Origin of the sequence: Sphaerisporangium aureirubrum (assembly GCF_042658925.1) — a bacterium.
In the GTDB taxonomy this organism is placed as follows: Bacteria; Actinomycetota; Actinomycetes; order Streptosporangiales; family Streptosporangiaceae; genus Sphaerisporangium; species Sphaerisporangium aureirubrum.
The window spans coordinates 21,067-43,965 of record NZ_JBHSRF010000028.1 but is presented as its reverse complement, the minus strand read 5'-3'; the positions used below and the strand labels follow the sequence as shown (position 1 = coordinate 43,965).

The following is a 22,899-nucleotide window of genomic DNA, read 5'->3' as shown; positions in this document are numbered from 1 at the left end:
GCGGCTCAGGCGGAGCGGGTCATGGCGTCGAGGGTTTCCGTCATGTGGGTGTGGAGTTCGGTCAGGCGGACGTCGAGGATTATGGCGGCGATCTCGGGGGTGGCTTCGATGTAGTCGCGTAGGAGGCTGCGGCCGGGGCCGTGGACGAAGGTGTGGTGGACCAGGGTCTGGTCGGGGGCCGCCGGTTTGAGGTCGTAGCGCCAGGTGGAGGAGAGCTGGGAGTGGTCGCGGTCGTCGAGGACGGTCCAGGCGAAGGCGCGTGGGGGGGCCAGTTCTGTGACGGTGCAGGTGGTGGTCCAGACGGCGCCCTGGCGGAGGTTGCGGCACTGGAAGCGGGAGCCGAGATGGAGTTCGGGGGCCGTGGGGTCGAGCCAGGCGATGTGGCGGCACTCGGGGCTCCAGTCGCTGATGCGGGGAACCTCGGTGATCAGGTCCCACAAGCGCTTGGGCGGTAGGGGGACGGTCATCTCCAGCTCGACGCGCGCACCGGTGACCCCGTAGTCGTCCATGCCGTCCTCCTCGTGGTGTGCCCGTGCTGTGTCCCGGCTCCCACGATGAACGATCGGCACGGCGGTGACCAGAGGGACGGGAAGAACAGGGGCTCACCTGCGTTTACGAGATTTTCACGTGCCGTACGCGGGCGGTTGCCCGGCGGTGGCCGGGCGGCGCGGGGCATCGTGGCAGGCCATCCGGGTGCGCCGCCGGGTTAACGGCGATTGTCTCCAAACCTGACAGGGCTTGCCAAGCAATGTCTGATATTTCATGACAATGCCGATTTAGCGACTCTCCGAGCAGTCTGACCGTTCCGTTCGTGCCCAGTCCCCCCAGCTGGCCGGAGCGGCGGACGGCAAGGAGAAGCTCGTGAGGCGAGCCTTCGCCGGCGTCATCGCCGCCCTCACCACCCTGATCCTCACCCTCACCCTGACCTCCGCACCGGCCTCGGCCACCCCGCCCAACATCCCCTCCGCGAGCACGGCCGCCGCGCGCCTGGCCACGCTCACCGTCGCCACCGAGTCCCACCAGTCCACCTACGACCGCGACCTGTTCCCGCACTGGATCACCGTCTCCGGCGCCTGCAACACGCGGGAGAGCGTGCTCAAGCGGGACGGCACCGGCGTGGTCACCGACTCCTCCTGCGCCGCCACGTCCGGCAGCTGGTACAGCCCGTACGACGGCGCGACCTGGAGCGCCGCCTCCGACGTCGACATCGACCACATGGTGCCGCTGGCCGAGGCGTGGCGGTCGGGCGCGTGGGCCTGGACCACCTCCCGGCGGCAGACGTACGCCAACGACCTCGGCGGGCCCGAGCTGTGGGCCGTGACCGACAACGTCAACCAGGCCAAGGGCGACCAGGACCCGAGCACGTGGAAGCCGTCGCGGACCGCGTTCTGGTGCACCTACGCCCGCGCGTGGATCCAGGTGAAGTACTACTACGGCCTGAGCTTGCAGAGCGCGGAGAAGTCGGCGCTGACCACCATGCTCGGCTACTGCTGACCGCTGTCGCCCCGCTCGGCCCCCGCCGAGCCCGTCGCCGTCCCGGCTCCCGCCTCCCCGGCGGGGCCGGGACGGTCCCGCGCCGCGCGCTCGCAGCCGGCGGCCCTGGCGGCGAACAGGGCACGTTCGCGCTCGTTGCGGGTGAGCGCGGCGGCGCGCAGGAACTCCCCGGCCGCCTCGGCGTGACGGCCCAGCCTGGCCAGCAGGTCGCCCCGTACGGCCGGCAGTTGCGGGTAGTTCCGCAGTGCGCCGTCCGGTGCCAGCGCGTCGGCCACCCGCAGGCCCTCTGCCGGGCCGTCGGCCATCCCGACCGCGACCGCGCGGTTCAGCTCCACCACCGGCGAGGGCGAGATGTAGGCCAGCACCTGGTACAGCGCCGCGATCCGCGCCCAGTCGGTGTCGCCGGGGGTGACGGCGCGGGCGTGGCAGGCGGCGATGGCGGCCTGCACGGCGTAGGGGCCCGGCGCGACGTCGAACGACTCGGCGCGCTCCAGGGCCGCCAGGCCGCGCCGGATGAGCAGCCGGTCCCACAGGCGGCGGTCCTGGTCGAGGAGCAGGACCGGCTCGCCGGACGGCCCGGTGCGGGCCCGGGCGCGGGAGGCCTGGATCTCCATCAGCGCGACCAGCGCGTGCACCTCGGACTGGCCGGGCACGAGGCCCGCGAGGATCCGGCCGAGCCGCAGCGCCTCGGCGCACAGCGAGGGCCGCATCCAGTCGTCGCCCGCCGTCGCGGAGTACCCCTCGTTGAAGATCAGGTAGATGACCTCCAGCACCGAGGACAGCCGTCCGCCGAGCTCGTCCGGCTCCGGGATCGCGAACGGCACCCGCCGGGCGGCCAGCGTGCGCTTGGCCCGGACCACGCGCTGCGCCACGGTCGGCTCGGCGACCAGGAACGCCCGTGAGATCTCCTCGGTGGTGAGCCCGCCGAGCAGGCGCAGGGTGAGCGCCACCCGCGCCTCGGTGGCGAGCACCGGGTGGCAGGCCGTGAAGATCAGCCGGAGCAGGTCGTCGCCGATGTGGTCGTCCAGCGCGGCGTCCAGGTCGGGCCCCTCGCCGCCGGTCTCCAGCTCGCGGCCGATCTCCTGGAGCTTGCGCTCGTACCGGCCGCGGCGGCGCAGATGGTCGATCGCGCGGTGCTTGGCGGTGGCCATGAGCCACGCCCCCGGGTTGACGGGCACCCCCGCCGCCGGCCACTGCTCCAGCGCGATGACCAGGGCGTCCTGGGCGAGCTCCTCGGCCAGGCCGAGGTCGCCGGTGATCCGGGCCAGCCCGGCGACGAGCCTGGCGGACTCCATCCGCCAGACCGCCTCGATCGCGCGGTGGGTGGTGCGCTGCGGATCGGTGGCCGTCATGGCCACCGATCCAATCATCTTCGCGGCCGGGCTCAGGCGGGCGGGCCGAAGTCCTCCGGGCCGAACACGCGGCGGATCTCCGTCGTGCCCTCCCATTCGGGCCACAGGTCCCGGTGCAGGCCGAGGAACCGGGAGGCCCACTCGACGGCCTCCTCCTTGGAGCGCAGCTCGTACAGCGCGTAGCTGATCACTTCCTTGGCCTCGGTGAACGGCCCGTCGGTCACGGTCAGCCGTCCCTTCGCCAGCTCGACCCGGGCCCCGTCCGCGCTCGGCGCGAGCCCGCCGTTGTCGAGCAGCGCCCCGGACTTGGCGGCCTCCTCGCCGAGGGCGGCGATGGCTTCCATGAGCCCCGGCGGGGGCGGCGTGGTGGCGGGGGCGGCGTGCAGCAGCATGATGTATCGCATGGTGACGTCTCCGGGATCTGTTCAGGCGACCGGGCGGGGGGCGGGACGGCGGTAGAGGTGGATCGCCAGCGCGGACATCCAGGCCCAGGCCAGCACGACGCTAGCGGTGAACGCCAGGTTGGTCCAGGTCGCGCCGGCCCCCGAGGCCACCGCGGCGAAGCCCGCCAGGAACAGCACACCGGTGGCCCGGGAGAACGCGGCCCATCCCGCGCGCCCCTCGCGGGCGAACCGGTGGCCGACCACGAGGCAGGCCGCGATCAGGCACGCGAACCCGACGCCGCCGCAGACGAAGTGCAGCATGCCGTGCCAGCTCACCTGCGCCACGGTGTCCGGCGCGCCCGCCGGGAAGCCGAGCGCCGGGTCGGCGCGGAACGCCCCCGCCCCGAGCAGGCTCACGCCGTACACCCCGATCAGCCAGGCCGCCGCGCGGAGGGTGGCGCGGCGCAGGCCGGCGGCGAAGGCGATGGTCATCAGGCCGGTCAGCGTGAAGTTGGCGATCTGGATCCAGCCGGGCCCGCCGTTGCTCAGCAGGCTCCACTGGTGGCGGGTGAGGTCGAACCCGTCGCGGGTCAGCGCCTGGGCCAGCGCGGTCACCACGTAGAACGGCCCCGCGAGGGCGCCGTAGGCGAGCAGCGCCCGGGTGACGGAGGTGGGCCGGTCACAGTCGATCGGTCGCCCGGACGAGGCCGTGTGCGAGGTCATCGTGGGTCTCTCCTTCGAGGCGGGCCCGGAGGTTCCGGTCCCTTTGCCTACGCCTCGAACGGGGAGCGAGGAAATCGACGACCCGCGGAAAAGTTTTTTCCGAGGGTGTGCCCGCGCGCGGGCTAGCGCCGCGCGGGCACACCCTCCGGTGACGTCAGCGGGTCTCGACCCAGACGTTGACGATGGTGTGCGGGCTGATGCCGGTGTAGGAGACGGTGCCCGCGGGCTGCCAGGGGCCGATGATCGGGATCAGGCCGACCTCGGGCAGGAAGTGCCGTTGCAGCACGCGGACGCGGTGCTCGCCGGTGCCGGACGCGCAGTAGCTGGTGGCCCAGCGTTCCACGGCGCTGTACTGGACGCCGCACCCGGTGGGCACGGCGGCGGCGCCGGGGCCGGTCGCGGCGACCAGGCCGGCGGTGAGCAGGGCGGTGACGGAGGCGGATACCGCCCACTTGGTGTTTCTCTTGGTCATGCGTGACTCCTGGGGCGTTGGCGGGCCGGTGGGCACCGTGCCCGCGTCGGGCGGAGCCGGCGAGGTCGCCGTCGTGCACGCTTATTCTTAGGAAACTTTCCTAAAGATAGGGACACCGGCACGCCCCGTCAACAAACCCGTTGCCGGCGCGGGGAGCGGATCAGCACGATGGTGGCATGTTCCTGCTCGCGTTCATCGGCTCGTGCGTGCTGGTCGCGATGATCCCCGGCGTCAGCACCGCCGTCATCCTGCGCCAGACGCTGCGCTCGGGCCGGTCCAGGGGCTTCGCCGCCACCCTGGGCAACGAGACGGGCGTGCTGCTGTGGGCGGTGGCCGCCGCGTCCGGGTTGTCCGCCCTGGTGGCCGCCTCCGAGGTGGCCTACGACGTGATCAGGATCGCCGGGGCCGCCGCCCTGCTCGTGATGGGCGCGCAGTCCCTGCGCGGCGCCCGCAGGTCCGCGCCGGAACAGGGGCCCGGCGCGGAGCACGCGGAGCCGGCGGGGGCCGTGCCGCCCGTGTCCGGCGGCCCGGACGGGTGGTGGCGGTCGTACCTGCTGGGGCTCGGCACCGTGCTGGCCAACCCCAAGGCGGCGGTGTTCGCCATGTCGTTCCTGCCGCAGTTCGTGCCGTCCGGCGCGAACGTCCTCGCGACGCTGCTGCTGCTCGCCGTGGTCTGGGCCGTCATCGACACCCTGTGGTACGGCGCGGTGATCTGGCTGGTGGGCCGGGCTCGCCTGGTGGCCGACCGGCCCTCGGTGCGCCGCCGCCTGGAGCGCGTCTCCGGCGTCGTGCTGATCGGCCTCGGGCTGCGCATGGTCGCCGAGACCCGCTGAGAGCCGGTCAGTCGTCCTCTTCGTCGTCGCCCGTGTACGCGTCGAGCAGCTCGCGGCGCAGCAGGTCGGTCCGGACGGTGAGCGCGCCGAGCAGCTCCTCGTCGTTGAGCCCGTCGGTGCGGCGGAACGCCCACGACGAGCGCCCCTCCTCGTCGAAGCACTTGACCAGGATGATGGCGCCGAGGGCAGTCCAGCCGTCCGGCAGGGGAGCGACGGTCAGCCCGGACAGGGCCTCGCCTACGGGGACGAAGTCGTCGTCATCCACTTTGGCCTCCCCCGGGACACGCGTCACCGCTGTTTCGATGGGGGGAATCCTGTCATGTCCGCCCACCCCGTGCGCGCCGCAGGGTCGCCGCGATGAGCAGATAGGGCACGGCGGCCAGTGCGTAGAGCGGTCCCGGGCCGCTCCACGCGGAGCCCAGGGCGAACGCGGCGAAGGCGAGCACCGCGAGCACCTCGCTCCCGAAGCCCGCGATCGAGGTGACGGTGGCCCTGACCCCGTCGGTGATGGCGTCCTGCAACCGGGCCTCGGCGTTGGCGGTCGCCCACTGGAAGACGCCGTAGGCGATGCCGACCACCGCCAGCCCGGCGGGGTGACCGCTCACCGCCCCGGCGGCGAGGCACGCGGCGCCGAGGACGAGCGCCGGTGCCGTCCAGCGGGTGCCGCGGCCGGCGAACCACCCGCCGAGCGGGACCCCCGCGCTCGCCAGGAAGACCAGCAGCGGCACGGCCGCCGCGCCTATGCCGGTGGCGGCGGCGAGCAGCGGGACGTACTCGTCCAGCGACCCCACGCCCATGAGCACGATGATCAGCAGGATCGCGCGGCCCGCGGCGGGACTGCGCCGCGTCTCGCGCAGCCCGGCGCGCAGCACGGTGAAGTAGCCCTCTTCGCGCTCGGCAGGCGCGCGGGACTCGGGCAGCGAGAGCCCGGCGAGCGCGCACAGCACCTGGGTCGCCACGCTGGCGACGCCGAGCGCGTGGTACCCGCCCACCGCCGTGACGGGCGCCGCGAACGCGGTCGCGACCAGCGCCGCGGTGGTGCCGATGGCGTGCGAACGGCCGATCAGCCGCGCGTAGGAACCGGCCGCGCCGACGCGGTCCAGCCCCTCGTAGACCAGCGCCTCCAGCGCCCCCGAGCTCAGCGCGCCGCCCGCGCCCCACAGCATGAAGCCTGCCGCGAAGGCGGGGTAGGAGGGCAGGAAGGTCCACAGCCCGTAGCCCACCGCGGTCAGCAGCGGCCCGATCACCACGAGCTTGCGCCGGGAGAACATGTCGGCCCACACGCCGGAGGGGATCTCCACCGTGAACGACGTCACCGACCAGATGACGAACAGCGAGGAGATCTCGGCGGTGGACAGCCCGCTCTCGGCGAACAGCAGCGGGTACACCGGGTACAGCAGCACGAGGTCGTCGAGGAACGCGTACGTGTACAGCCTGCGGGCGAGGCCCGCCTCAGGTGTGGATCAATGTCGTCGTCTCATACGCGTGACACTACGGCCACGGACGGCGCGGGGAAAGCGTATTTTCCGGCACGGGGACGGCCCGCGGCGCGGCTTAGGATCGGGGCATGACTTCGGCCGGGGCGAGCAGACCGCTGCGCGCGGACGCCCGCCGCAACCGGGCCCGGGTCCTCGCGGCGGCCGAGGAGGTCTTCGCGGCCAAGGGCACCGGCGCCTCCACCGACGAGGTCGCGCGCGCGGCCGGGGTGGGCATCGGCACCGTGTTCCGGCACTTCCCGACCAAGGAGGCGCTTCTCGCGGCCGTCCTGGTCGACCACCTGCGCCGCCTGGCCGAGCAGGCCGACGCCCTGGCGGACGCGCGGGACGCCGGGGCCGCGCTGTTCGGCTTCTTCACCCACGTGGTGGAGCAGGCCGGCGGCAAGAACGCCTACACCGGCGCGCTGGCCGAGGCCGGCGTGGACGTCGGCGGCACCACCGCGGAGTTCGGCGCCCGCATGCGGTCCGCGCTGGAACGGCTGCTGGCCCGGGCCCAGCGCGACGGCGCGGTGCGGCCCGACGTCGGGGTCGCCGAGCTGCTGGCGCTGATGGTCGGCGTCTCCCGCGCGGGCGAGCACGCCGGGCGCGAGGTCCAGGCCCGCGCGGCGGCGATCGTCCTCGACGGGCTGCGCCCGCGCGCGGCCGATATCTAGGTGCGTCGAGCCGGTCGCGCTAGGTACTCTCCGCGAGGAGCAGTGGAGGGGATCGTCGTGGCACATGTCGAGGTAGGCCGGCTGACCTACGTACTGCCGGACGGCCGCCCGTTGCTGAACGAGGTGTCCTTCCGGATCGGCGAGGGCGTGAAGGCCGCGCTGGTCGGGCCGAACGGCGCGGGCAAGACCACCCTGATGCGCCTCATCGCGGGCGACATCCGCGCCGTCGAGGGCAGCGTCGTGAGTTCCGGCGGGCTCGGTGTGATGCGCCAGTTCATCGGCGGCCTGCGCGACGGCAGCACCGTGCACCAGCTCCTGCTGTCGGTCGCCCCCGACCGCGTGCGCGAGGCCGCGCGCCGCCTCGACGACGCCGAGCTCGCCATGATGGAGCGCGACGACGTCAAGACGCAGATGCGCTATGCCCAGGCCATCACCGACTACACCGACGCGGGCGGCTACGACATCGAGGTGCTCTGGGACACCTGCACGATGGCGGCCATCGGGGCGCCGTACGACAACGTGAAGTACCGCGAGGTGAACACCCTGTCGGGCGGCGAGCAGAAACGGCTGGTGCTGGAGGCGCTGCTGCGCGGCCCCGACCAGGTGCTGCTGCTCGACGAGCCGGACAACTACCTCGACGTGCCCGGCAAGCTGTGGCTGGAGCAGGCGCTGCGCGAGACCGACAAGACGGTGCTGATGGTGTCGCACGACCGTCAGTTGCTCGCCAACTCCGCCGACCGCATCGTCACGGTCGAGTCCGGGGGGGTGTGGATCCACGGCGGCGGCTTCGCGACGTACGCCGAGGCGCGCCGCGAGCGCAACGCGCGCCTGGACGAGCTGCGCCGTAGGTGGGACGAGGAGCACGCGAAGATCAAGCGTCTGGTCGCCATGCTCAAGCAGAAGGCGACGTACAACGACGGCATGGCCCCGGCCTACCACGCGGCGCAGACGCGGCTGCGGCGGTTCGAGGAGGCCGGGCCGCCCGAGGAGGCGCCCAAGGACCAGATGATCAGCATGCGGCTGCGCGGTGGCCGTACCGGCAAGCGCGCCGTGATCTGCGAGAGCCTGGAGCTCACCGGCCTGATGCGGCCGTTCGACCTGGAAGTCTGGTACGGCGAGCGGGTCGCGGTGCTCGGGTCGAACGGCTCGGGCAAGTCCCACTTCCTGCGCCTGGTCGCGGACGAACCGGTGGCGCACACCGGGACGATGCGCCTCGGCGCGCGGGTGGTGCCCGGCCACTTCGCCCAGACGCACGCCCGGCCCGACCTGCGCGGGCGCACGCCGTGCGAGATCGTGATGACCGAGCACGCCCGGCTGAAGAACGAGGCGATGAAGGCACTGGCCCGTTACGAGCTGGCGGGCGGCATCGCCGAGCAGCGGTTCGAGACGCTGTCCGGCGGGCAGCAGGCCCGGCTGCAGATCCTGCTGCTGGAGCTGTCCGGCGCGACGCTCCTGCTGCTGGACGAGCCGACCGACAACCTCGACCTGGCCAGCGCCGAGGCCCTGCAGGACGGTTTGAACCAGTTCGCGGGCACGGTGCTGGCCGTGACGCACGACCGTTGGTTCGCCGCGGACTTCGATCGCTTCCTGGTGTTCGGCTCCGACGGCCGGGTGTACGAGTCGCCCGAGCCGGTCTGGGACGAGGCCCGGGTGGTGCGCCGCCGGTGAGTCGCCGGTGATCGAAAAGGGCCGGGTGGGTGGTTTCGGAGGGTTGGAACCGTAAAACTTCGCCTGGCTCGCGCGTGTCGGAGGAGTCACGCCCGACTAACCGGGCTATGACGGCCTTGTGACCCAGCGTAGTCGAAACACGACAGCACGCGGACTCGGGCTAGGGCTCGTCGCGGTGGCGGCGTTGTTCGCCGGGTGCGGCGCGGACGAGCCCGCGCCCAAGAAGGGCCTGAAGCCGCTCGTGATCAAGGAGCAGACCTCCTCGGTCACCCAGGGGACGGGTGGCTTCGTGGTCACCTGGGCGGGCGTCATCAGCAACCCCAACCGATGGCATTTCGGGGAGAACGTCGCGGCGACCGTGGTCGGGAAGGACGCGGCGGGCAAAGAGGTCGTCCGCACCGAGCAGCCGCTGGACGCCGTGCCGCCCTCCGGGGCGCTGAGGTTCAGCGGGCAGGCCATGGCGTCGGCCAAGCCGGCCCAGGTCAAGCTGACGTTCACCCCGGCCAAGTGGCGGCGCGCGGCGCGCATCCCGTCGGCGTTCGTGCCGTTCCCGGTCTCGGCGGCCAACACCGAGAAGCTCGGCAACGGGTCGTACCTCGTGACCGGGGCGGTGGCCAATCCGTACCAGAAGGCCGCGACCAGCCTGGTGGTGACCGCGCTGCTGCGCGACAAGGACGGCAGGCTGCTCGGCGGGGCCAGCACCTACGTGGACGACGTGCGGGCGGGCACGCCTCGCCGCTTCGTGCTCACCGTGGACGGCCTGAACGCCGCCGGGCCGGTGGCGCGCACGGAGGTCGCCGCGCGCACCTGGGGGTCCAGCGCCCGGCCGTACGAGGAACTGGCGCTGAGCGGGGCGGCCGTGCCGACGACGGGCAAGCCGAAGACGCCGCCGTTCGTCAACGACCGGGGGAATCAGGCCATGCCGGAGGATCACCGGCCGTGAGCGCCGGACCGGCGGTCGCGGAAGCGCGGGGCGACCCCGCCGCCCCGCTATGGATCTTGAAATCACCGGGGAGTTACGGTAATTACATGACATCCCCCCGGATTGTCCTTTTCGGCGCCACCGGGTACACCGGGCGGCTCACCGCGCGGGCCCTGCTGGCGCACGGCGTCCACCCGGTGCTCGCGGGCCGCGACCAGGCCAGGCTTGAGGCGCTGGCCTCCTCGCTGCCGGTCGAACTGCCCACCGTGGTGGCCGACGTCGACCGCCCCGCCACGGTACGGCGGCTCGTCAGGCCCGGCGGCGTGCTGATCTCCACCGTGGGGCCGTTCACCCGCTGGGGCGAGCCCGCGGTCGAGGCCACCATCCAGGCCGGCGGGGTGTACCTGGACTCGACGGGGGAGCCGACGTTCATCCGGCGGATCTTCCAGCGGTACGGCCCGGCCGCCGCGGCCGCCGGGGCCACGCTGATCACCGCGTTCGGGTACGACTACGTGCCGGGGAACGTCGCCGCCGCACTGGCCCTGAAGAAGGCCGGGGACGACGCGGTGCGCGTGGACATCGGCTATTTCGTCCAGGGGAATATCGCCCGCAGGGCCAGTACGGGCACCCGCGCGTCCGCGCTCGGGGCGATACTCGAACCGATGTACAGCTTCCGGGACGGCCGAATTCTGCACCAACACGGGCGTACACGAGTTTTTCTCGTGAACGGCCGCAGGCGGCACGGGTTGTCGATCGGCGCATTGGAACATTTCGCGCTGCCGCGCACGCATTCCGGTTTGCGCGAGGTGAACGTCTATATGGGATGGCTCGGCGGCCTCACCCGCGTCGCCGGGGTCGTGGCCCGCGCCACGCCGTACGTCGCGGCGATCCCCGGCGCCAAGCGGGTCACCGAGGCGGTGGCCGACCGGGTGATCCGCTCGGCCGACCGGGACGGGACGCCCGCGGTGTCCGGCCTCGCCACCCTGGTGGTGGCCGAGGCGTACGACCGGGACGGGACCAGGCTGTCCGCGGTGGAGCTGAGCGGGGGCGATCCCTACGACGTGACGGCCAGGATCCTGGCGTGGGGCGCCGTCACCGCCGCGGCCGACGGGGTGGCCGGGCCGGGCGCGGTGGGGCCGGTGGAGGCGTTCGGGCTGGAGCGGCTGGTCCGGGGATGCGCGGACGCCGGGCTGCACGCGTTGCCGTGACGGGTGGACGGCTCGCGGATTATGTGCATCGCCCACGCCCCCGGGTAAAGCACCTGAAACGGCACGATGTCACCATCCGCTGGGTCTGGTGGGTACCGGTGGCTCGATAGGAAGAATCTCCGGTTTCGCCGCGCTGATACCGATAGCGGGGAGAAATCCCGGCGAACTGCCTTGCGCTCTTTCATTACGGTATTAACACAACGCAGGTCATCATGCGGGAAACGCTGGAGACAACAGTTACCGAGCATTTACTGTCGGTGACATGAATGACAGTGTCCTGGTCGAGGCCCTGCGCGCCCGCGAACCCGGTGCTCTCGCCACCCTGTACGACACCTACGCCGAGGGCATCTACAGGTACGCGTGGGCTCTGCTCGCGAACACCGACGGCGCCGGGGTCGCGCTGCGCGACACGCTGATCGCGGCCGAGGCGCACGTCCACGCGCTCGCCGGCCACGACCGGCTCCGCGCCTGGCTGTACGCCCTGGCCCGGGGAGAGTGCATGCGCCGCAGGCAGGCGCTGCCCCTCACCGACCGCGACGCCACCGTGCCCGGCGTGCCCGTGCCCGCCACGGGGGAGGACGCCGAACTACGGCTGGTGGCCATCGCGGCCGTCGAGGGCCTGCCCGACGACGAGCGGGAGGTCCTCGACCTCCTCACCCGGCACGGCATCCCCGAGACCGAGCTCCCCGCCGTGCTCGGCATCGGTCCCGAGCAGGCCGAGGAACTGCGGGACACCGCCTCGCTGCGGCTCCAGGACCTCGTCACCACCGAGATCGTCGCGCGGGCCCCCTCCGGGGTCTGCCCCGACCGCGACGCCCTGCTGGCGGGGCGGGACGGCGTGCTGGACGACGAGGCGCGCGCCCTGCTCCTCCTGCACGTCGCCGAGTGCGACGACTGCTCCCCGCACGGCGAGCGCCAGGTGTCCGCCGCCAAGGTCTTCGAGCTGCTCCCGGCCCCCGTGCTGCCCGAGACGCTGCGGGTCCGGGTGATGAGCTGCTTCATCGACCCCGAGCTCGTCCCCTACCGCCGGTTCGTCGCCCGCCGCACCGGCCTGCTCGACGGTGACGGGTTTCCCGTTCCGGACCCCAAAGGGACCAGGCGGCGTCCTCGCCTTCTGGCGGGCGTTGTGGCGGCGGTCGCGATCGTCAGCGCGGCCCTAGTCCTCGTCAACGAGATCCTCGGCGCCACCGCCCCCGTGTCCGCCGCCCTCCCCGGCGGCGTGTCCCTGCCGCCGTCCGCCGGCTCCGGGGCCGGCGGCGCGGGCACGGCCACGGAACCCCCCCGGCGGGGCACCCCGAGCGCGGTCCGGCCGACCCTCACCCCGATCGCCGGCAGCCCGTCGGCCTCCCGCCACGGCACCGTCCCGTACGCCGCCCGCCGCCGCGCGACCCCCACCCCGTCGACCCCGCCGCCGGTCCCGATCCCGCCCCCGAGGCCCCAGCCGCCGTCCGCCCCGCCCCATGCCACGCCTCGCCCGCCGACGGCCCGCCCCACCCCGTCGCCGCCCGCCGCGCCGCCCACGGCGAGCCTTCCCACGGCCCCGCCGACCCTGACCCCGTCCCAGCCGACCGCCTCGCCCCGCCTGGACCCCACGGTGAAGCCGCACCGCCGCCGCGCGACCCCCTGCCCCAGCGGCACCGTCGGCGCGACGGCCTTCCGGTCCCCCGCGCCCACGGCCCCGGCCTCCGAGGCGGCGTTCCTCCCCCGGTCGCGCGCCGCGTGGGCGCCCTGGGCCAGGCTGGCCGCCGCGCGGATGTCCCAGGCCGGTTCCGCCGGGCGGATGTCCCAGATCGGTTCCGCCGCGCGGATGTCCCAGATCGGTTCCGGGGCTCAGATGTCCCAGGCCGGTTCCGGGTCGCGGTGGGCCGGTCTCGGGGCGGGGCGAGGCGCGTCCGGGGCGTGGGGGCGCTTCTGAGTGCGGGGGCGCCGCCCGTGTACACCGTCCGGGACGACCCCCTCCTCGGGCCCCGGGTGTACCCCCAGCCGGTCCCGCCCGAGCTGGCCCGGCTCGCCCCCCGCGTGCACAGGGCCGACTGGCCGGTGTGGCTCGGCCCGGCGCCGCGCACGTCCCGGGACGTGCTCGAACTGTGCCGCCTGCAGACCGCCCGCGGCCTGGCGGTGCTCGGCTGGCTGGCGGGCGCCGACATCCCCGGGGACATCGGCTGGCTCTGGCCGGGCTGCCGCCTCACCGGGCCGCGGCAGCAGCTGATGTACGGCGCCGCCGCCGCCGTCCCCGGGCCGGTGCTCGGCCTGGTGATCTCCAACTGGACCTGGGTGCTCGGCACCCGCCTCGCGGGCCAGGTGACCGCGCCGTACCTCGCGGGCACCGCCTACCCCGACGACGGCTTCACGGCCGCCCAGGCCACCGTGACGCTCATGCGGGTGTGGGAACGTCACCGGGTCGCCCGGCCCGCCCTGGGGGCCGCCTGGGCCACCGCACGGACCGTCGCCGACTGGTGCAAGGCCGCCGAGCTCCACGCCGCCTACGGCCACGAGGCCCCGGTCTTCACCTACCCCCGCGCCGCCCTGCCGCCCCAGGGCGACCTGCGGCCGTGGATCACCCGTCTGTTGCGCCTGTCCTGAGACCGTGCGTCACCGGAAACCGGAACGGCCCGGGCGATGGCCCGGGCCGCCGGTGCGCTCAGTGGTCCGCGGGATCCGCGGTGGCGATGTGCTCCAGATGGCGCTTGATGGAGCGCTGGATCTCCAGCTCGGCCTCCACCCGGCCCACCCAGTTGGCGCCTTCGACGGACTTGCCGGGTTCTAGATCTTTGTAGACCTCGAAGAAATGCTGGATCTCCAGACGGTCGAACTCCGGAACGTGATGAATGTCCCGGATGTGTTCCATGCGCGGGTCGGTGGCGGGCACGCAGAGGACCTTGTCGTCGCCGCCCTTCTCGTCGGTCATACGGAACATCCCGACCGCGCGGCAGCTGATCAGGCATCCGGGGAAAGTGGGCTCCTGCAGGAGCACCAGCGCGTCCAGCGGGTCGCCGTCCTCACCCAGGGTCTCCTCGATGAAGCCGTAGTCGGCGGGGTACTGCGTGGAGGTGAAGAGCAGGCGGTCCAGCCGGATCCGTCCCGTCTTGTGATCCACCTCGTACTTGTTGCGTTGCCCTTTCGGGATCTCAACGACAACGTCGAACTCCACCGCGGTTCCTCCGCTCACGCCCACCCGGCACTCCCGGATGGGCATTAATGTCTCGTAGGCGTATATCCAGGATGACGCATGCGGGAAAGAGGTCGGTGACGTGGTGCGCCGTGAACGCTTGGTTGCCGTGGCGACGCTCGCCGCGCTGCAAGTGTTCGTCGGTGCCGCCGGCGCCCACCTGCTGGCGGGCGGCGGGCTCGACGCCGCGACGGCGCGTCCCCCGGTCGCGGCCGCCTCCCCGACACCCACTCCCGTGCCCATTGTGACGGCCGGGCCGGTGCTCGTGACCGGCCCCCAGGGATCCGTCCCGGCCAAGGGCAGCCTCGCGGCCCGGCTCACCGAGGCGCTCGGGGACAGGGCGCTCGGCCCCAGCGTGGGCGCCGTCGTGGTGGACGTCGCCGGCGGCGACCGGCTGTTCGGCAGCCGGGCCGACAGCGGCCTCACGCCCGCGTCCACGACCAAGGTGGTGACGGCCGCCGCCGCGCTCACGTCGCTCGGCCCCGACACCCGGATGGCCACCCGGGTCGTGCTGGGCAAGGGCCGCTCGATCGTCCTGGTCGGCGGCGGCGACGTGATGCTGGCCGGGCCGGGGTCCGGCAAACCCGGCACCTACCCCAGGCCCGCCACGCTGGCCACCCTGGCGGCCCGCACGGCGAAGGCCCTCAAGGAGCAGAAGGTGACATCGGTCACCCTCGGCTACGACGACTCGCTCTTCTCCGGGCCGCGCACCGCCACCGGCTGGAAGCCCGGGTACATCCCCGAGGGCAGCGTCGCCCCGGTGTCCGCGCTCACCATGGACGAGGGCCGGACCGACCCGGACCGGGACGCGCGGTACGCCGACCCGGCCCGTTCGACGGCCGAGGCGTTCCGCGTCCTGCTCGGCAAGTACGGGATCAAGGCGGCCAGGTCGGTGGACCGCGCGCGGGCGCCGTCCGGCGCGGCGGAGGTCGCCCGGGTGGAGTCCGCCCCGGTGTACGAGCTGGTCGAGCACATGCTCACCGTGAGCGACAACGATCTCGCCGAGGCGCTCGCCCACCAGGTCGCGATCAAGGAGGGCCGGCCGGGCAGCTTCGCCGGGGGCGCGCAGGCCGTCCAGGGTGTGCTGAAGAAGCTCGGCGCCGCCCAGGGCGTGGTCGTGTACGACGGGAGCGGGCTGTCCACCCGCAACCGCATCACCCCCGCGGCGCTCGCCCGGCTGGTGTCCCTGGCCGCCTCCCCGGGCCACCCGCGCCTGCGGTCACTGCTCAGCGGGCTGCCGGTGGCCGGCTTCACCGGCACCCTGGACAACCGGTACGGGCGATCGGACACGCGGCAGGGTGCGGGCATGGTGCGCGCCAAAACGGGCACTTTGAACGGAGTGAACACACTCACCGGCCTTGCCAGGACCGCCGAAGGACGGCTGGTCGCCTTCGCCTTCATGGCCGACGAGGTGGCCGATCCGGCGGGCGCGATGGCCGCGCTGGACCGATTGGCCACGCTCGTGTCCCGATGCGGCTGCTCGTGAAGGCGCCGCGCGACGTACGGTGGTGAACATGCAGGTGATCGACTGGGATCTGGCCGTCGCGACCGGTGTCCGTCTAGTGCGCCCCGGGCCTCAAGTGAGCCGAGAGGAGGCCAGGCAAGCCGTCAACGAGCTCAGGCGGCTGTCCCGCGAGGCTGAGGGGCATGTCCAGGAGTTCGCGCGCATCAACGGCGCCGCGGCTCCCGTCGAGGCCACCGTCGTCGACCGTCCCGGCTGGATCCGGGCCAACGTCGACGGCTTCCGCGTCGTGCTGGAGCCGCTGACCGAGCGGATGAACTCCCGCCGGTCGCAGATCCCCGCCATCGTGGGCGCGGTCGGCTCCCGGGTGACCGGCGTCGAGGTGGGTGCCGTCCTGGCGTTCCTCGCCGCCCGCGTGCTCGGCCAGTACGAGCTGTTCCTGCCACCCGACCCCAACGGCCAGGCCCCCACGGGCCGGCTCACGCTGGTCGCCCCCAACATCGTCCACACCGAGCGCGAGCTCGGCGTGAACCCCCGTGACTTCCGCCTGTGGGTCTGCCTTCACGAAGAGACCCACCGCGTCCAGTTCACCGGCGTCCCCTGGCTCCGCGAGTACGTCCGCGCCCAGATGACCGAATTCCTCCTGGCCTCCGACCTCGATCTGGGCACCATGCTCGACCGCCTCCGCGCCGCCTCCGACGCCGTGGCCGACGCCATCAAGGGCGGCGAGGGCAACCTGATCGACGCCATCCAGACCCCGGAGCAAAAAGAGATCCTCGCCCGCCTGACCGCCGTGATGACCCTGGTGGAAGGCCACGGCGACTACGTGATGGACGCCGTGGGCCCCACGGTCGTCCCCTCGGTCGCCGAGATCCGCTCCAAGTTCCAGCACCGCCGCGAAGGCGGCTCCCGCTTCGACCGCACCCTCCGCCGCCTACTAGGCGTAGACCTCAAAATGAAGCAATACGCCGAGGGCTCCGCCTTCGTCCGCGAGGTAGTGGCCGAAGCAGGCATAGACGGCTTCAACCAGGTCTGGACCTCCCCCCAAACCCTCCCCACCCAGCTCGAAATAGCCACCCCCTCCACCTGGATCTCCCGAGTCCTCCACCCCAAACAACTCCCCACCGTAAACGGCCAAGCCTGACCATCCCGCCGCGCGGCGGGGCACCCGCCGTATGGCAGGACATCCGCCGTATGGCAGGACATCCGCCGTACGGCAGGACACCCGCCGTACGGCAGGACACCCGCCGTACGGCAGGACACCCGCCGTGTACGTCCGGGTCCCCGTCGCCCTGTGCGGTTGTGTTCCCGGCGCCGCGACGGCGGGACGTTGTACGGCGAAATCGGCGCCGCCGTACGGCGGACAACCCGCGTTGTGTACGGCGCCACTGAAATGGTCCTTGCCAGGGGCGCGCTTCGCGCGGAAGCCGCAAGGGCTGTGCTCATGCGGGGGACACCCCCGCACCCCCGGGCCTGCCGGGCTCATAGTTGCTCCACCGCGGCACGTTCCGGTCCATGCCCGGGCCATGCCTGCTCTTGCGGTTTTCGCGTGGACCGCGTCCTTCGCGAGGACCATTCACCCCCGGCGTCGTACACGCCGGGTTGTCCGCCGCAAGACGGCGCCGACTTCGCCGTACCGCTTCCCGCCGTCGCGGCGCCGATCGAAGACACAGCCGGCAGCGGTGGACAGTTGGACGCCGACGGAGTACGGCACAGCCCGATCATCGGCTTCGCCGTACTGTGCCCCGCCGCCTCGGCGCCGCAGAGCGCTCGTCACGGGATGCCGCGTACGCGCCGGCAGGGGGAGCGCGGGGTTGGGCAGGCGGCGTGTGCCCCGCCGCCTGGTGACGTCCCGCCAGGTGGTGTGATTTCCGAGGCCGTGATCATGAACGCGCCGCCCTAGGCGCCAGGTGGCGGGCCATCGACACCCTTCACGAAGATCCCCAGGAGTTACACCACTTCGGGGGACGTCACCCGCCGCCTCGGCGCCGCAGAGCGCTCGTCATGGGATGCCGCGTACGCGCTGGCAGGGGGAGCGCGGGGTTGGGCAGGCGGCGTGTGCCCCGCCGCGTCGGCGCCGGAAAGCGCTCGTCATGGGATGGCGCGTGTGCGCCGACAGAGGGAGCGCGGGGTTGGGTGGGCGGCGCTCGTACCGCCGCGTCGGCGCTGGATAGCGCTCGTCACGGGATGCGGCGTGTGCGCGGGCGGAGGGGGGCGGGGTTGGGTGGGCGGTGGTGGCCAAGCTTGTGAACGACAAGGGGTGGGCCAAGATCACCCCAACCCGAGTAGGTTTCCCAGTCCATTCACGACCAGCCAACGGCGGTCCCCGACCAGACACCTACATGGAACGGCCGGCCAGAAGACACGCCGGGCCGGGCGCCGTACGGCGGCGATGGGTTCGCCGTACAACGTCCCGCCGTCGCGGCGCCGATGTACGAAACCCTCATGGGGTGGCGGGAACCGGGTGAAGTCGGGGTCGTCGTATGGCGGGTGGGCGGTGGCTTGGGGGGTGGGTGGCAGGACACTGGGGGGATGGGACCGCATCCCGCAGTCGCGGAGATTCGACGGGCTGTACGGCTGGCGCTTGACGGGGTGCCGCGAGATGCCCTTGTGCTCGTCGCGTGCAGTGGCGGGGGTGACTCGCTCGCGCTGGCGGCGTGTCTTGGGTTCGTGGCGCCGCGGATGGGGGTGCGAGGCGGGCTGCTGAGTGTGGACCATGGGTTGCAGGAAGGGTCGGCGGAACGGGCACGGCAGGTCGCGGAGCTGGGCGACAGGCTGGGGTTGGCGCCGGCCGAGGTGCTCACCGTGGTGGTCGGGGGGGAGGGGGGGCCGGAGGCGGCGGCGAGGAGTGCCAGGTATGGGGCCCTCGACGAGGCGGCGGAGAGGCTCGGGGCCCATGTGGTGTTGCTGGGGCACACCTTGAACGATCAGGCGGAGACCGTGCTGATGCGGCTGGCCAGGGGGAGTGGGACGAGGTCCCTGGCGGGGATGCCCGCTGGGTTCGGGGTCTACCGGCGGCCCCTGCTGAAGATCACGCGAGAGGCCACCAGGGCCGCGTGTGACGCGCTGGGGCTCAAGCCTTGGGACGATCCCCACAACGAGGACCCCGCGTACACCCGCGTGCGGGTCAGGCATGACGTGCTTCCGGCCATGGAGCAGGCCCTGGGACCAGGGGTCACCGAGGCGCTGGCGCGGACGGCGGGGTTGTGCCGGGACGACGCGGACGCGCTGGACGTCTGGGCGGACGAGGTCTACGCGCAGGTGCGCGAGCTGGGGGAGGGGCTGCGGGTGGAGACGCTGCGGGACCTGCCCGCGGCGATCCGCAGGAGGGTGATCCTCCGGGCGGCGCTGGCGGCGGGGGCGGCGGCGTCCGCGCTGGGGGCCGTGCACGTCGAGCAGGTCGAGCGGCTGGTCACCGAGTGGAGGGGGCAGCGGCTGGTGGAGCTACCCGGGGGGGTCGGGGTGGTCAGGCGGTATGGCACCCTGATATTCGCCAGCACCGTCTCGTGAAGGAAAACCCCTGGTGGACGCAGCCGACATGGGCATGGACCTCGAAAAGGTCCTCATCTCCGAGGAAGAACTCCAGACGAAGATCAAGGAGCTCGCCGGGAAGATCGACGCGGACTACGCGGGCAAGAACCTCCTGATCGTCGGTGTCCTCAAGGGCGCGGTCATGATCATGGCGGATCTGGCCCGTTCACTGCACATCGAGGTGCAGATGGACTGGATGGCCGTGTCGTCGTACGGCGCGGGCACCAAGTCCTCGGGCGTGGTGCGCACGCTCAAGGACCTCGACACCGACATCGCCGACCGCCACGTCCTGGTCGTGGAGGACATCATCGACTCGGGCCTGACCCTGTCGTGGTTGATCCACAACCTGGAGTCGCGCCGCCCCGCCTCCGTGGAGATCTGCACCCTGCTCCGCAAGCCGGAAGCGGTAAAGGTGCCAATCGATGTGAAATATGTGGGTTTCGACATCCCCAACGAATTCGTGATCGGGTACGGCCTCGACTACGCCGAGCGGTTCCGCAATCTTCCCTTCATCGGCACCCTGGCCCGTCATGTCTACAGCCCGGAGTAAGCCCTGAGCGAAGCGAGCATTCGCCAACTGGGGCGATGCTCCGTTTTTCCGGCTCCTCGTGGGGAACACCGGACCGCCTGGCGTACGTTGGTAGGACAAAGCCGGTGTCGCCGGTGCAGTGACCCTGCGCCGCGGCCCGGTGTACCTTCTGATCTCGCAGGGAGCTGCCGCTCTCTGGGATTTCGAAAGGGAGCGGTTAGGGATGCCGCGACCCCCGGGTTCGCCCGGGGCCAGGCCTTGCTGAGGGAAGGGACGGGCCCGCAGGGGTTCCGCATCGGATGGATCTCAAGCGATTTACACGTGGGCCACTGCTGTGGATCCTGGGCATCGTCGTGCTGCTCCTCCTGGCCTCCACATTCTGGAGCGGCAACAGCAACTACGCCCAGAGGGACACTTCGTTCGTCATCAGCCAGATCCAGAAGGGCACCGTCGACAACGCGGTCATCGTCGACAAGGACCAGCGGATCGAGATCAAGACGAAGACGAAGATCGACGGCGAGGACCGCTTCTACGCCTATTGGGTGCAGGGCCAGGGTGTCGAGCTGCAGAAGCAGCTCCAGTCCCAGGCCGACGCCGGCAAGCTCCCCGGCGGCTACAAGGTCACCGTGCCGACCGAGAACTTCCTGGTCGGGCTGCTGGTCAGCTTCCTGCCGATCGTGGTCATCGTCCTGATCTTCCTGTTCATCATGAACCAGATGCAGGGCGGCGGCTCCCGGGTCATGAACTTCGGGAAGTCCCGGGCCAAGCTGATCACCAAGGACACGCCGAAGACCACCTTCGCCGACGTCGCGGGGGCCGACGAGGCCATCGAGGAGCTCCAGGAGATCAAGGAGTTCCTCCAGGCGCCGGCCAAGTTCCAGGCGATCGGCGCCAAGATCCCCAAGGGCGTGCTGCTGTACGGCCCGCCCGGCACCGGCAAGACCCTGCTGGCCCGCGCCGTCGCGGGTGAGGCGGGCGTGCCGTTCTACTCCATCTCCGGTTCCGACTTCGTCGAGATGTTCGTCGGCGTCGGCGCCTCCCGGGTCCGCGACCTGTTCGAGCAGGCCAAGGCGAACGCCCCGGCGATCATCTTCATCGACGAGATCGACGCCGTCGGCCGGCACCGCGGCGCCGGGCTCGGCGGCGGCCACGACGAGCGCGAGCAGACCCTCAACCAGCTGCTGGTCGAGATGGACGGCTTCGACGTCAAGGGCGGCGTGATCCTCATCGCGGCCACCAACCGGCCCGACATCCTGGACCCCGCGCTGCTGCGGCCGGGTCGTTTCGACCGCCAGGTGGTCATCGACCGCCCGGACCTCGAGGGCCGCAAGGGCATCCTGCGGGTGCACGCCCGCGGCAAGCCGTTCGCGCAGGACGTCGACCTCGACGTCATCGCGCGCCGCACCCCCGGGTTCACCGGCGCCGACCTCGCCAACGTCATCAACGAGGCCGCGCTGCTCACGGCCCGGCAGGACGAGAAGCTCATCACGATGAGCACCCTCGAAGAGTCCATCGACCGCGTGATGGCCGGGCCCGAGCGCAAGAGCCGGGTCATGTCCGACCAGGAAAAGAAGATCATCGCGTACCACGAGGGCGGCCACGCGCTGGTCGCGCACGCCCTCCCGAACTCCGACCCGGTCCACAAGATCACCATCTTGTCCCGTGGCCGGGCGCTCGGCTACACGATGACCCTCCCCATGGAGGACAAGTTCCTCGCCACCCGGTCGGAGATGATGGACCAGCTCGCGATGCTGCTCGGCGGGCGCACCGCCGAGGAGCTGGTGTTCCACGAGCCGACCACCGGCGCGGCGAACGACATCGAGAAGGCCACCACGATCGCCCGCCGCATGGTCACCGAGTACGGCATGAGCGAGCACCTCGGCGCCCGCAAGTTCGGCACCGGCAACAGCGAGGTCTTCCTCGGTCGTGACATGGGCCACGAGCGCGACTACTCCGAGAAGATCGCCTCCACGATCGACGAAGAGGTCCGCCGCCTGATCGAGGCCGCGCACGACCAGGCGTGGGAGATCCTCGTCCAGTACCGCGACGTGCTCGACAACCTCGTGCTCCAGCTCATGGACATCGAGACGCTGTCCCGCGACCAGGTGCTGGAGATCTTCGCCCCGGTGGTCGTCCGCGAGAAGCGCCCGTCGTACTCCGGGTACGGCAAGCGGCTCCCGTCCGACCGGCCGCCCATCCTCACTCCGAGGGAGCTGGCGGGCAACGGCAAGAGCGCCATCCAGGCGGCGACCCCCCTCCATCCGGGCGGGCTGCTGAGCGGTAACGACCGTTCGGGCCCGCAGGACGAGGTCTGACGCGTGAGCGAGCCGCTCAAGGTCGACTCCGAGCGGATCGAGAAGGCCGTCCGCGAGATTCTCATCGCCATCGGTGAGAATCCCGACCGGGACGGCCTTCTCGACACCCCCGCCCGGGTGGCCCGCGCCTACGCCGAGCAGTTCGCCGGTCTCGGCCAGACACCCGAGGACGTCCTGACGACGATCTTCGACGCCGACCACGACGAGATGGTGCTCGTGAAGGACATCGAGGTGTTCTCCACCTGCGAGCACCACCTGGTGCCGTTCCACGGCGTGGCCCACGTCGGCTACGTGCCGAACGAAAAAGGGCAGATAACCGGCCTGTCCAAGCTGGCCAGGCTGGTGGACGTCTACGCCAGGCGCCCGCAGGTCCAGGAGCGCATGACGTCGCAGATCGCCGACGCGCTGATGGGCGTGCTGGCGCCGCGCGGGGTGATCGTCGTGATCGAGGCCGAGCACCTGTGCATGACCATGCGCGGGGTGCGCAAGCCCGGCGCCAAGACCATCACCTCTGCGGTCCGCGGCGACTTCCGCGACAGCGAGAAGACCCGCGCCGAGGCCATGGCTCTGATCCTCGGCCGCCGCTGACCCGGCGGTCACCGTACGACGGCCCCACCACCCCCCGCCCCGGCGCCGCACGACCGGCGCCCCGGACGGGGCGTGGTGCGCGCCGATTCGTTATCCACAAG

At 72.0% G+C, this 22,899-nt stretch carries 22 protein-coding genes; 14 read left to right on the top strand and 8 right to left on the bottom strand.

The window, feature by feature from the left end; genetic code table 11:
• Window positions 1–5 precede the first annotated feature (5 nt).
• Window positions 6–509, bottom strand: coding sequence for an SRPBCC family protein (locus ACFP1K_RS19840; RefSeq protein WP_380755375.1), 504 nt, complete (start codon window positions 507–509; stop codon window positions 6–8).
• Window positions 510–861: 352 nt separating this feature from the next.
• Here ACFP1K_RS19840 and ACFP1K_RS19835 point away from each other — a divergent pair, with 352 nt between their 5' ends.
• Window positions 862–1,494 (top strand): HNH endonuclease family protein, encoded by a 633-nt coding sequence (locus ACFP1K_RS19835; RefSeq protein WP_380755373.1) that lies wholly within the window; start codon window positions 862–864, stop codon window positions 1,492–1,494.
• On the opposite strand, the gene ACFP1K_RS19830 is transcribed toward ACFP1K_RS19835, so the two are convergent.
• The 4 genes from ACFP1K_RS19830 to ACFP1K_RS19815 form a co-directional block, all read right to left on the bottom strand.
• A complete protein-coding gene (locus ACFP1K_RS19830) occupies window positions 1,485–2,846 on the bottom strand; it encodes an RNA polymerase sigma factor (RefSeq protein WP_380755371.1) in 1,362 nt (453 codons plus the stop codon). The genes ACFP1K_RS19835 and ACFP1K_RS19830 overlap by 10 nt on opposite strands.
• Window positions 2,847–2,878: 32 nt before the next feature.
• Window positions 2,879–3,250, bottom strand: coding sequence for a YciI family protein (locus ACFP1K_RS19825; RefSeq protein ID WP_380755369.1), 372 nt, complete (start codon window positions 3,248–3,250; stop codon window positions 2,879–2,881).
• A 21-nt stretch (window positions 3,251–3,271) separates the two neighbouring features.
• Window positions 3,272–3,952, bottom strand: a complete 681-nt coding sequence (locus ACFP1K_RS19820) for a DUF998 domain-containing protein (protein WP_380755367.1) — start codon at window positions 3,950–3,952, stop codon at window positions 3,272–3,274.
• 154 nt (window positions 3,953–4,106) lie between these two features.
• A complete protein-coding gene (locus ACFP1K_RS19815) occupies window positions 4,107–4,424 on the bottom strand; it encodes a hypothetical protein (RefSeq protein WP_380755365.1) in 318 nt (105 codons plus the stop codon).
• Window positions 4,425–4,600: 176 nt separating this feature from the next.
• Between ACFP1K_RS19815 and ACFP1K_RS19810 the strand changes: the two genes are divergently transcribed.
• Entirely contained in the window at window positions 4,601–5,257 is a 657-nt protein-coding gene (locus ACFP1K_RS19810; RefSeq protein ID WP_380755363.1) for a LysE family translocator, read from the top strand.
• A gap of 7 nt (window positions 5,258–5,264) precedes the next feature.
• On the opposite strand, the gene ACFP1K_RS19805 is transcribed toward ACFP1K_RS19810, so the two are convergent.
• Together ACFP1K_RS19805 and ACFP1K_RS19800 are read right to left on the bottom strand one after the other, a co-directional pair.
• On the bottom strand, window positions 5,265–5,522 hold the full coding sequence (locus tag ACFP1K_RS19805) for a hypothetical protein (RefSeq protein WP_380755361.1): 258 nt from the start codon (window positions 5,520–5,522) through the stop codon (window positions 5,265–5,267).
• Window positions 5,523–5,574: 52 nt separating this feature from the next.
• Entirely contained in the window at window positions 5,575–6,660 is a 1,086-nt protein-coding gene (locus tag ACFP1K_RS19800) for an MFS transporter (RefSeq protein ID WP_380755359.1), read from the bottom strand.
• A 164-nt stretch (window positions 6,661–6,824) separates the two neighbouring features.
• Between ACFP1K_RS19800 and ACFP1K_RS19795 the strand changes: the two genes are divergently transcribed.
• From ACFP1K_RS19795 to ACFP1K_RS19770, 6 genes are all read left to right on the top strand, one after another.
• Window positions 6,825–7,406, top strand: a complete 582-nt coding sequence (locus tag ACFP1K_RS19795) for a TetR/AcrR family transcriptional regulator (protein ID WP_380755357.1) — start codon at window positions 6,825–6,827, stop codon at window positions 7,404–7,406.
• Between the two features lie 57 nt (window positions 7,407–7,463).
• The gene (locus tag ACFP1K_RS19790) at window positions 7,464–9,074 is read left to right on the top strand and encodes an ABC-F family ATP-binding cassette domain-containing protein (RefSeq protein ID WP_380755355.1); all 1,611 of its coding nucleotides are present in this window, start codon (window positions 7,464–7,466) and stop codon (window positions 9,072–9,074) included.
• 175 nt (window positions 9,075–9,249) lie between these two features.
• Window positions 9,250–10,017 carry an FxLYD domain-containing protein gene (locus ACFP1K_RS19785; RefSeq protein WP_380755353.1) on the top strand — a complete coding sequence of 256 codons (768 nt, stop codon included), beginning with the start codon at window positions 9,250–9,252 and terminating at the stop codon, window positions 10,015–10,017.
• Window positions 10,018–10,103: 86 nt separating this feature from the next.
• The gene (locus ACFP1K_RS19780; RefSeq protein ID WP_380755351.1) at window positions 10,104–11,204 is read left to right on the top strand and encodes a saccharopine dehydrogenase family protein; all 1,101 of its coding nucleotides are present in this window, start codon (window positions 10,104–10,106) and stop codon (window positions 11,202–11,204) included.
• A 262-nt stretch (window positions 11,205–11,466) separates the two neighbouring features.
• Window positions 11,467–13,119: an RNA polymerase sigma factor gene (locus ACFP1K_RS19775; protein WP_380755349.1), complete on the top strand. Its 1,653-nt coding sequence runs from the start codon at window positions 11,467–11,469 to the stop codon at window positions 13,117–13,119.
• Window positions 13,120–13,136: 17 nt separating this feature from the next.
• Window positions 13,137–13,787, top strand: a complete 651-nt coding sequence (locus ACFP1K_RS19770; protein ID WP_380755347.1) for a hypothetical protein — start codon at window positions 13,137–13,139, stop codon at window positions 13,785–13,787.
• Window positions 13,788–13,845: 58 nt separating this feature from the next.
• Here the strand turns inward: ACFP1K_RS19770 and ACFP1K_RS19765 are convergent, their stop codons facing one another.
• The gene (locus ACFP1K_RS19765; protein WP_380755345.1) at window positions 13,846–14,355 is read right to left on the bottom strand and encodes an inorganic diphosphatase; all 510 of its coding nucleotides are present in this window, start codon (window positions 14,353–14,355) and stop codon (window positions 13,846–13,848) included.
• A gap of 127 nt (window positions 14,356–14,482) precedes the next feature.
• Between ACFP1K_RS19765 and dacB the strand changes: the two genes are divergently transcribed.
• The 6 genes from dacB to folE all read left to right on the top strand — a co-directional run bounded on the left by dacB (window position 14,483) and on the right by folE (window position 22,798).
• Window positions 14,483–15,859 (top strand): D-alanyl-D-alanine carboxypeptidase/D-alanyl-D-alanine endopeptidase, encoded by a 1,377-nt coding sequence (gene dacB / locus ACFP1K_RS19760; RefSeq protein WP_380755343.1) that lies wholly within the window; start codon window positions 14,483–14,485, stop codon window positions 15,857–15,859.
• A gap of 28 nt (window positions 15,860–15,887) precedes the next feature.
• Window positions 15,888–16,979: a zinc-dependent metalloprotease gene (locus ACFP1K_RS19755; protein ID WP_380755341.1), complete on the top strand. Its 1,092-nt coding sequence runs from the start codon at window positions 15,888–15,890 to the stop codon at window positions 16,977–16,979.
• 1,388 nt (window positions 16,980–18,367) lie between these two features.
• Complete coding sequence (gene tilS / locus ACFP1K_RS19750) at window positions 18,368–19,345, top strand: tRNA lysidine(34) synthetase TilS (protein ID WP_380755339.1); 978 nt, start codon at window positions 18,368–18,370, stop codon at window positions 19,343–19,345.
• Between the two features lie 13 nt (window positions 19,346–19,358).
• Window positions 19,359–19,916: a hypoxanthine phosphoribosyltransferase gene (hpt, locus tag ACFP1K_RS19745; RefSeq protein WP_380755338.1), complete on the top strand. Its 558-nt coding sequence runs from the start codon at window positions 19,359–19,361 to the stop codon at window positions 19,914–19,916.
• A 278-nt stretch (window positions 19,917–20,194) separates the two neighbouring features.
• Window positions 20,195–22,210, top strand: a complete 2,016-nt coding sequence (ftsH, locus tag ACFP1K_RS19740) for an ATP-dependent zinc metalloprotease FtsH (RefSeq protein ID WP_380755336.1) — start codon at window positions 20,195–20,197, stop codon at window positions 22,208–22,210.
• A 3-nt stretch (window positions 22,211–22,213) separates the two neighbouring features.
• Window positions 22,214–22,798, top strand: a complete 585-nt coding sequence (gene folE / locus ACFP1K_RS19735) for a GTP cyclohydrolase I FolE (RefSeq protein ID WP_380755334.1) — start codon at window positions 22,214–22,216, stop codon at window positions 22,796–22,798.
• The last annotated feature ends 101 nt before the right edge of the window (window positions 22,799–22,899 follow it).

What these genes read in the sequence shown, in the direction of transcription:
- ACFP1K_RS19820 (WP_380755367.1), bottom strand. Translation starts at nt 3,952, where the DNA reads ATGACCTCGCACACGGCCTCGTCCGGGCGACCGATCGACTGTGACCGG.
- ACFP1K_RS19780 (WP_380755351.1), top strand. Translation starts at nt 10,104, where the DNA reads ATGACATCCCCCCGGATTGTCCTTTTCGGCGCCACCGGGTACACCGGG.
- ACFP1K_RS19795 (WP_380755357.1), top strand. Translation starts at nt 6,825, where the DNA reads ATGACTTCGGCCGGGGCGAGCAGACCGCTGCGCGCGGACGCCCGCCGC.
- ACFP1K_RS19775 (WP_380755349.1), top strand. Translation starts at nt 11,467, where the DNA reads ATGAATGACAGTGTCCTGGTCGAGGCCCTGCGCGCCCGCGAACCCGGT.
- ACFP1K_RS19840 (WP_380755375.1), bottom strand. Translation starts at nt 509, where the DNA reads ATGGACGACTACGGGGTCACCGGTGCGCGCGTCGAGCTGGAGATGACC.
- ACFP1K_RS19810 (WP_380755363.1), top strand. Translation starts at nt 4,601, where the DNA reads ATGTTCCTGCTCGCGTTCATCGGCTCGTGCGTGCTGGTCGCGATGATC.
- tilS (WP_380755339.1), top strand. Translation starts at nt 18,368, where the DNA reads ATGGGACCGCATCCCGCAGTCGCGGAGATTCGACGGGCTGTACGGCTG.
- ACFP1K_RS19755 (WP_380755341.1), top strand. Translation starts at nt 15,888, where the DNA reads ATGCAGGTGATCGACTGGGATCTGGCCGTCGCGACCGGTGTCCGTCTA.
- ACFP1K_RS19825 (WP_380755369.1), bottom strand. Translation starts at nt 3,250, where the DNA reads ATGCGATACATCATGCTGCTGCACGCCGCCCCCGCCACCACGCCGCCC.
- ACFP1K_RS19815 (WP_380755365.1), bottom strand. Translation starts at nt 4,424, where the DNA reads ATGACCAAGAGAAACACCAAGTGGGCGGTATCCGCCTCCGTCACCGCC.
- ACFP1K_RS19830 (WP_380755371.1), bottom strand. Translation starts at nt 2,846, where the DNA reads ATGACGGCCACCGATCCGCAGCGCACCACCCACCGCGCGATCGAGGCG.
- ftsH (WP_380755336.1), top strand. Translation starts at nt 20,195, where the DNA reads ATGGATCTCAAGCGATTTACACGTGGGCCACTGCTGTGGATCCTGGGC.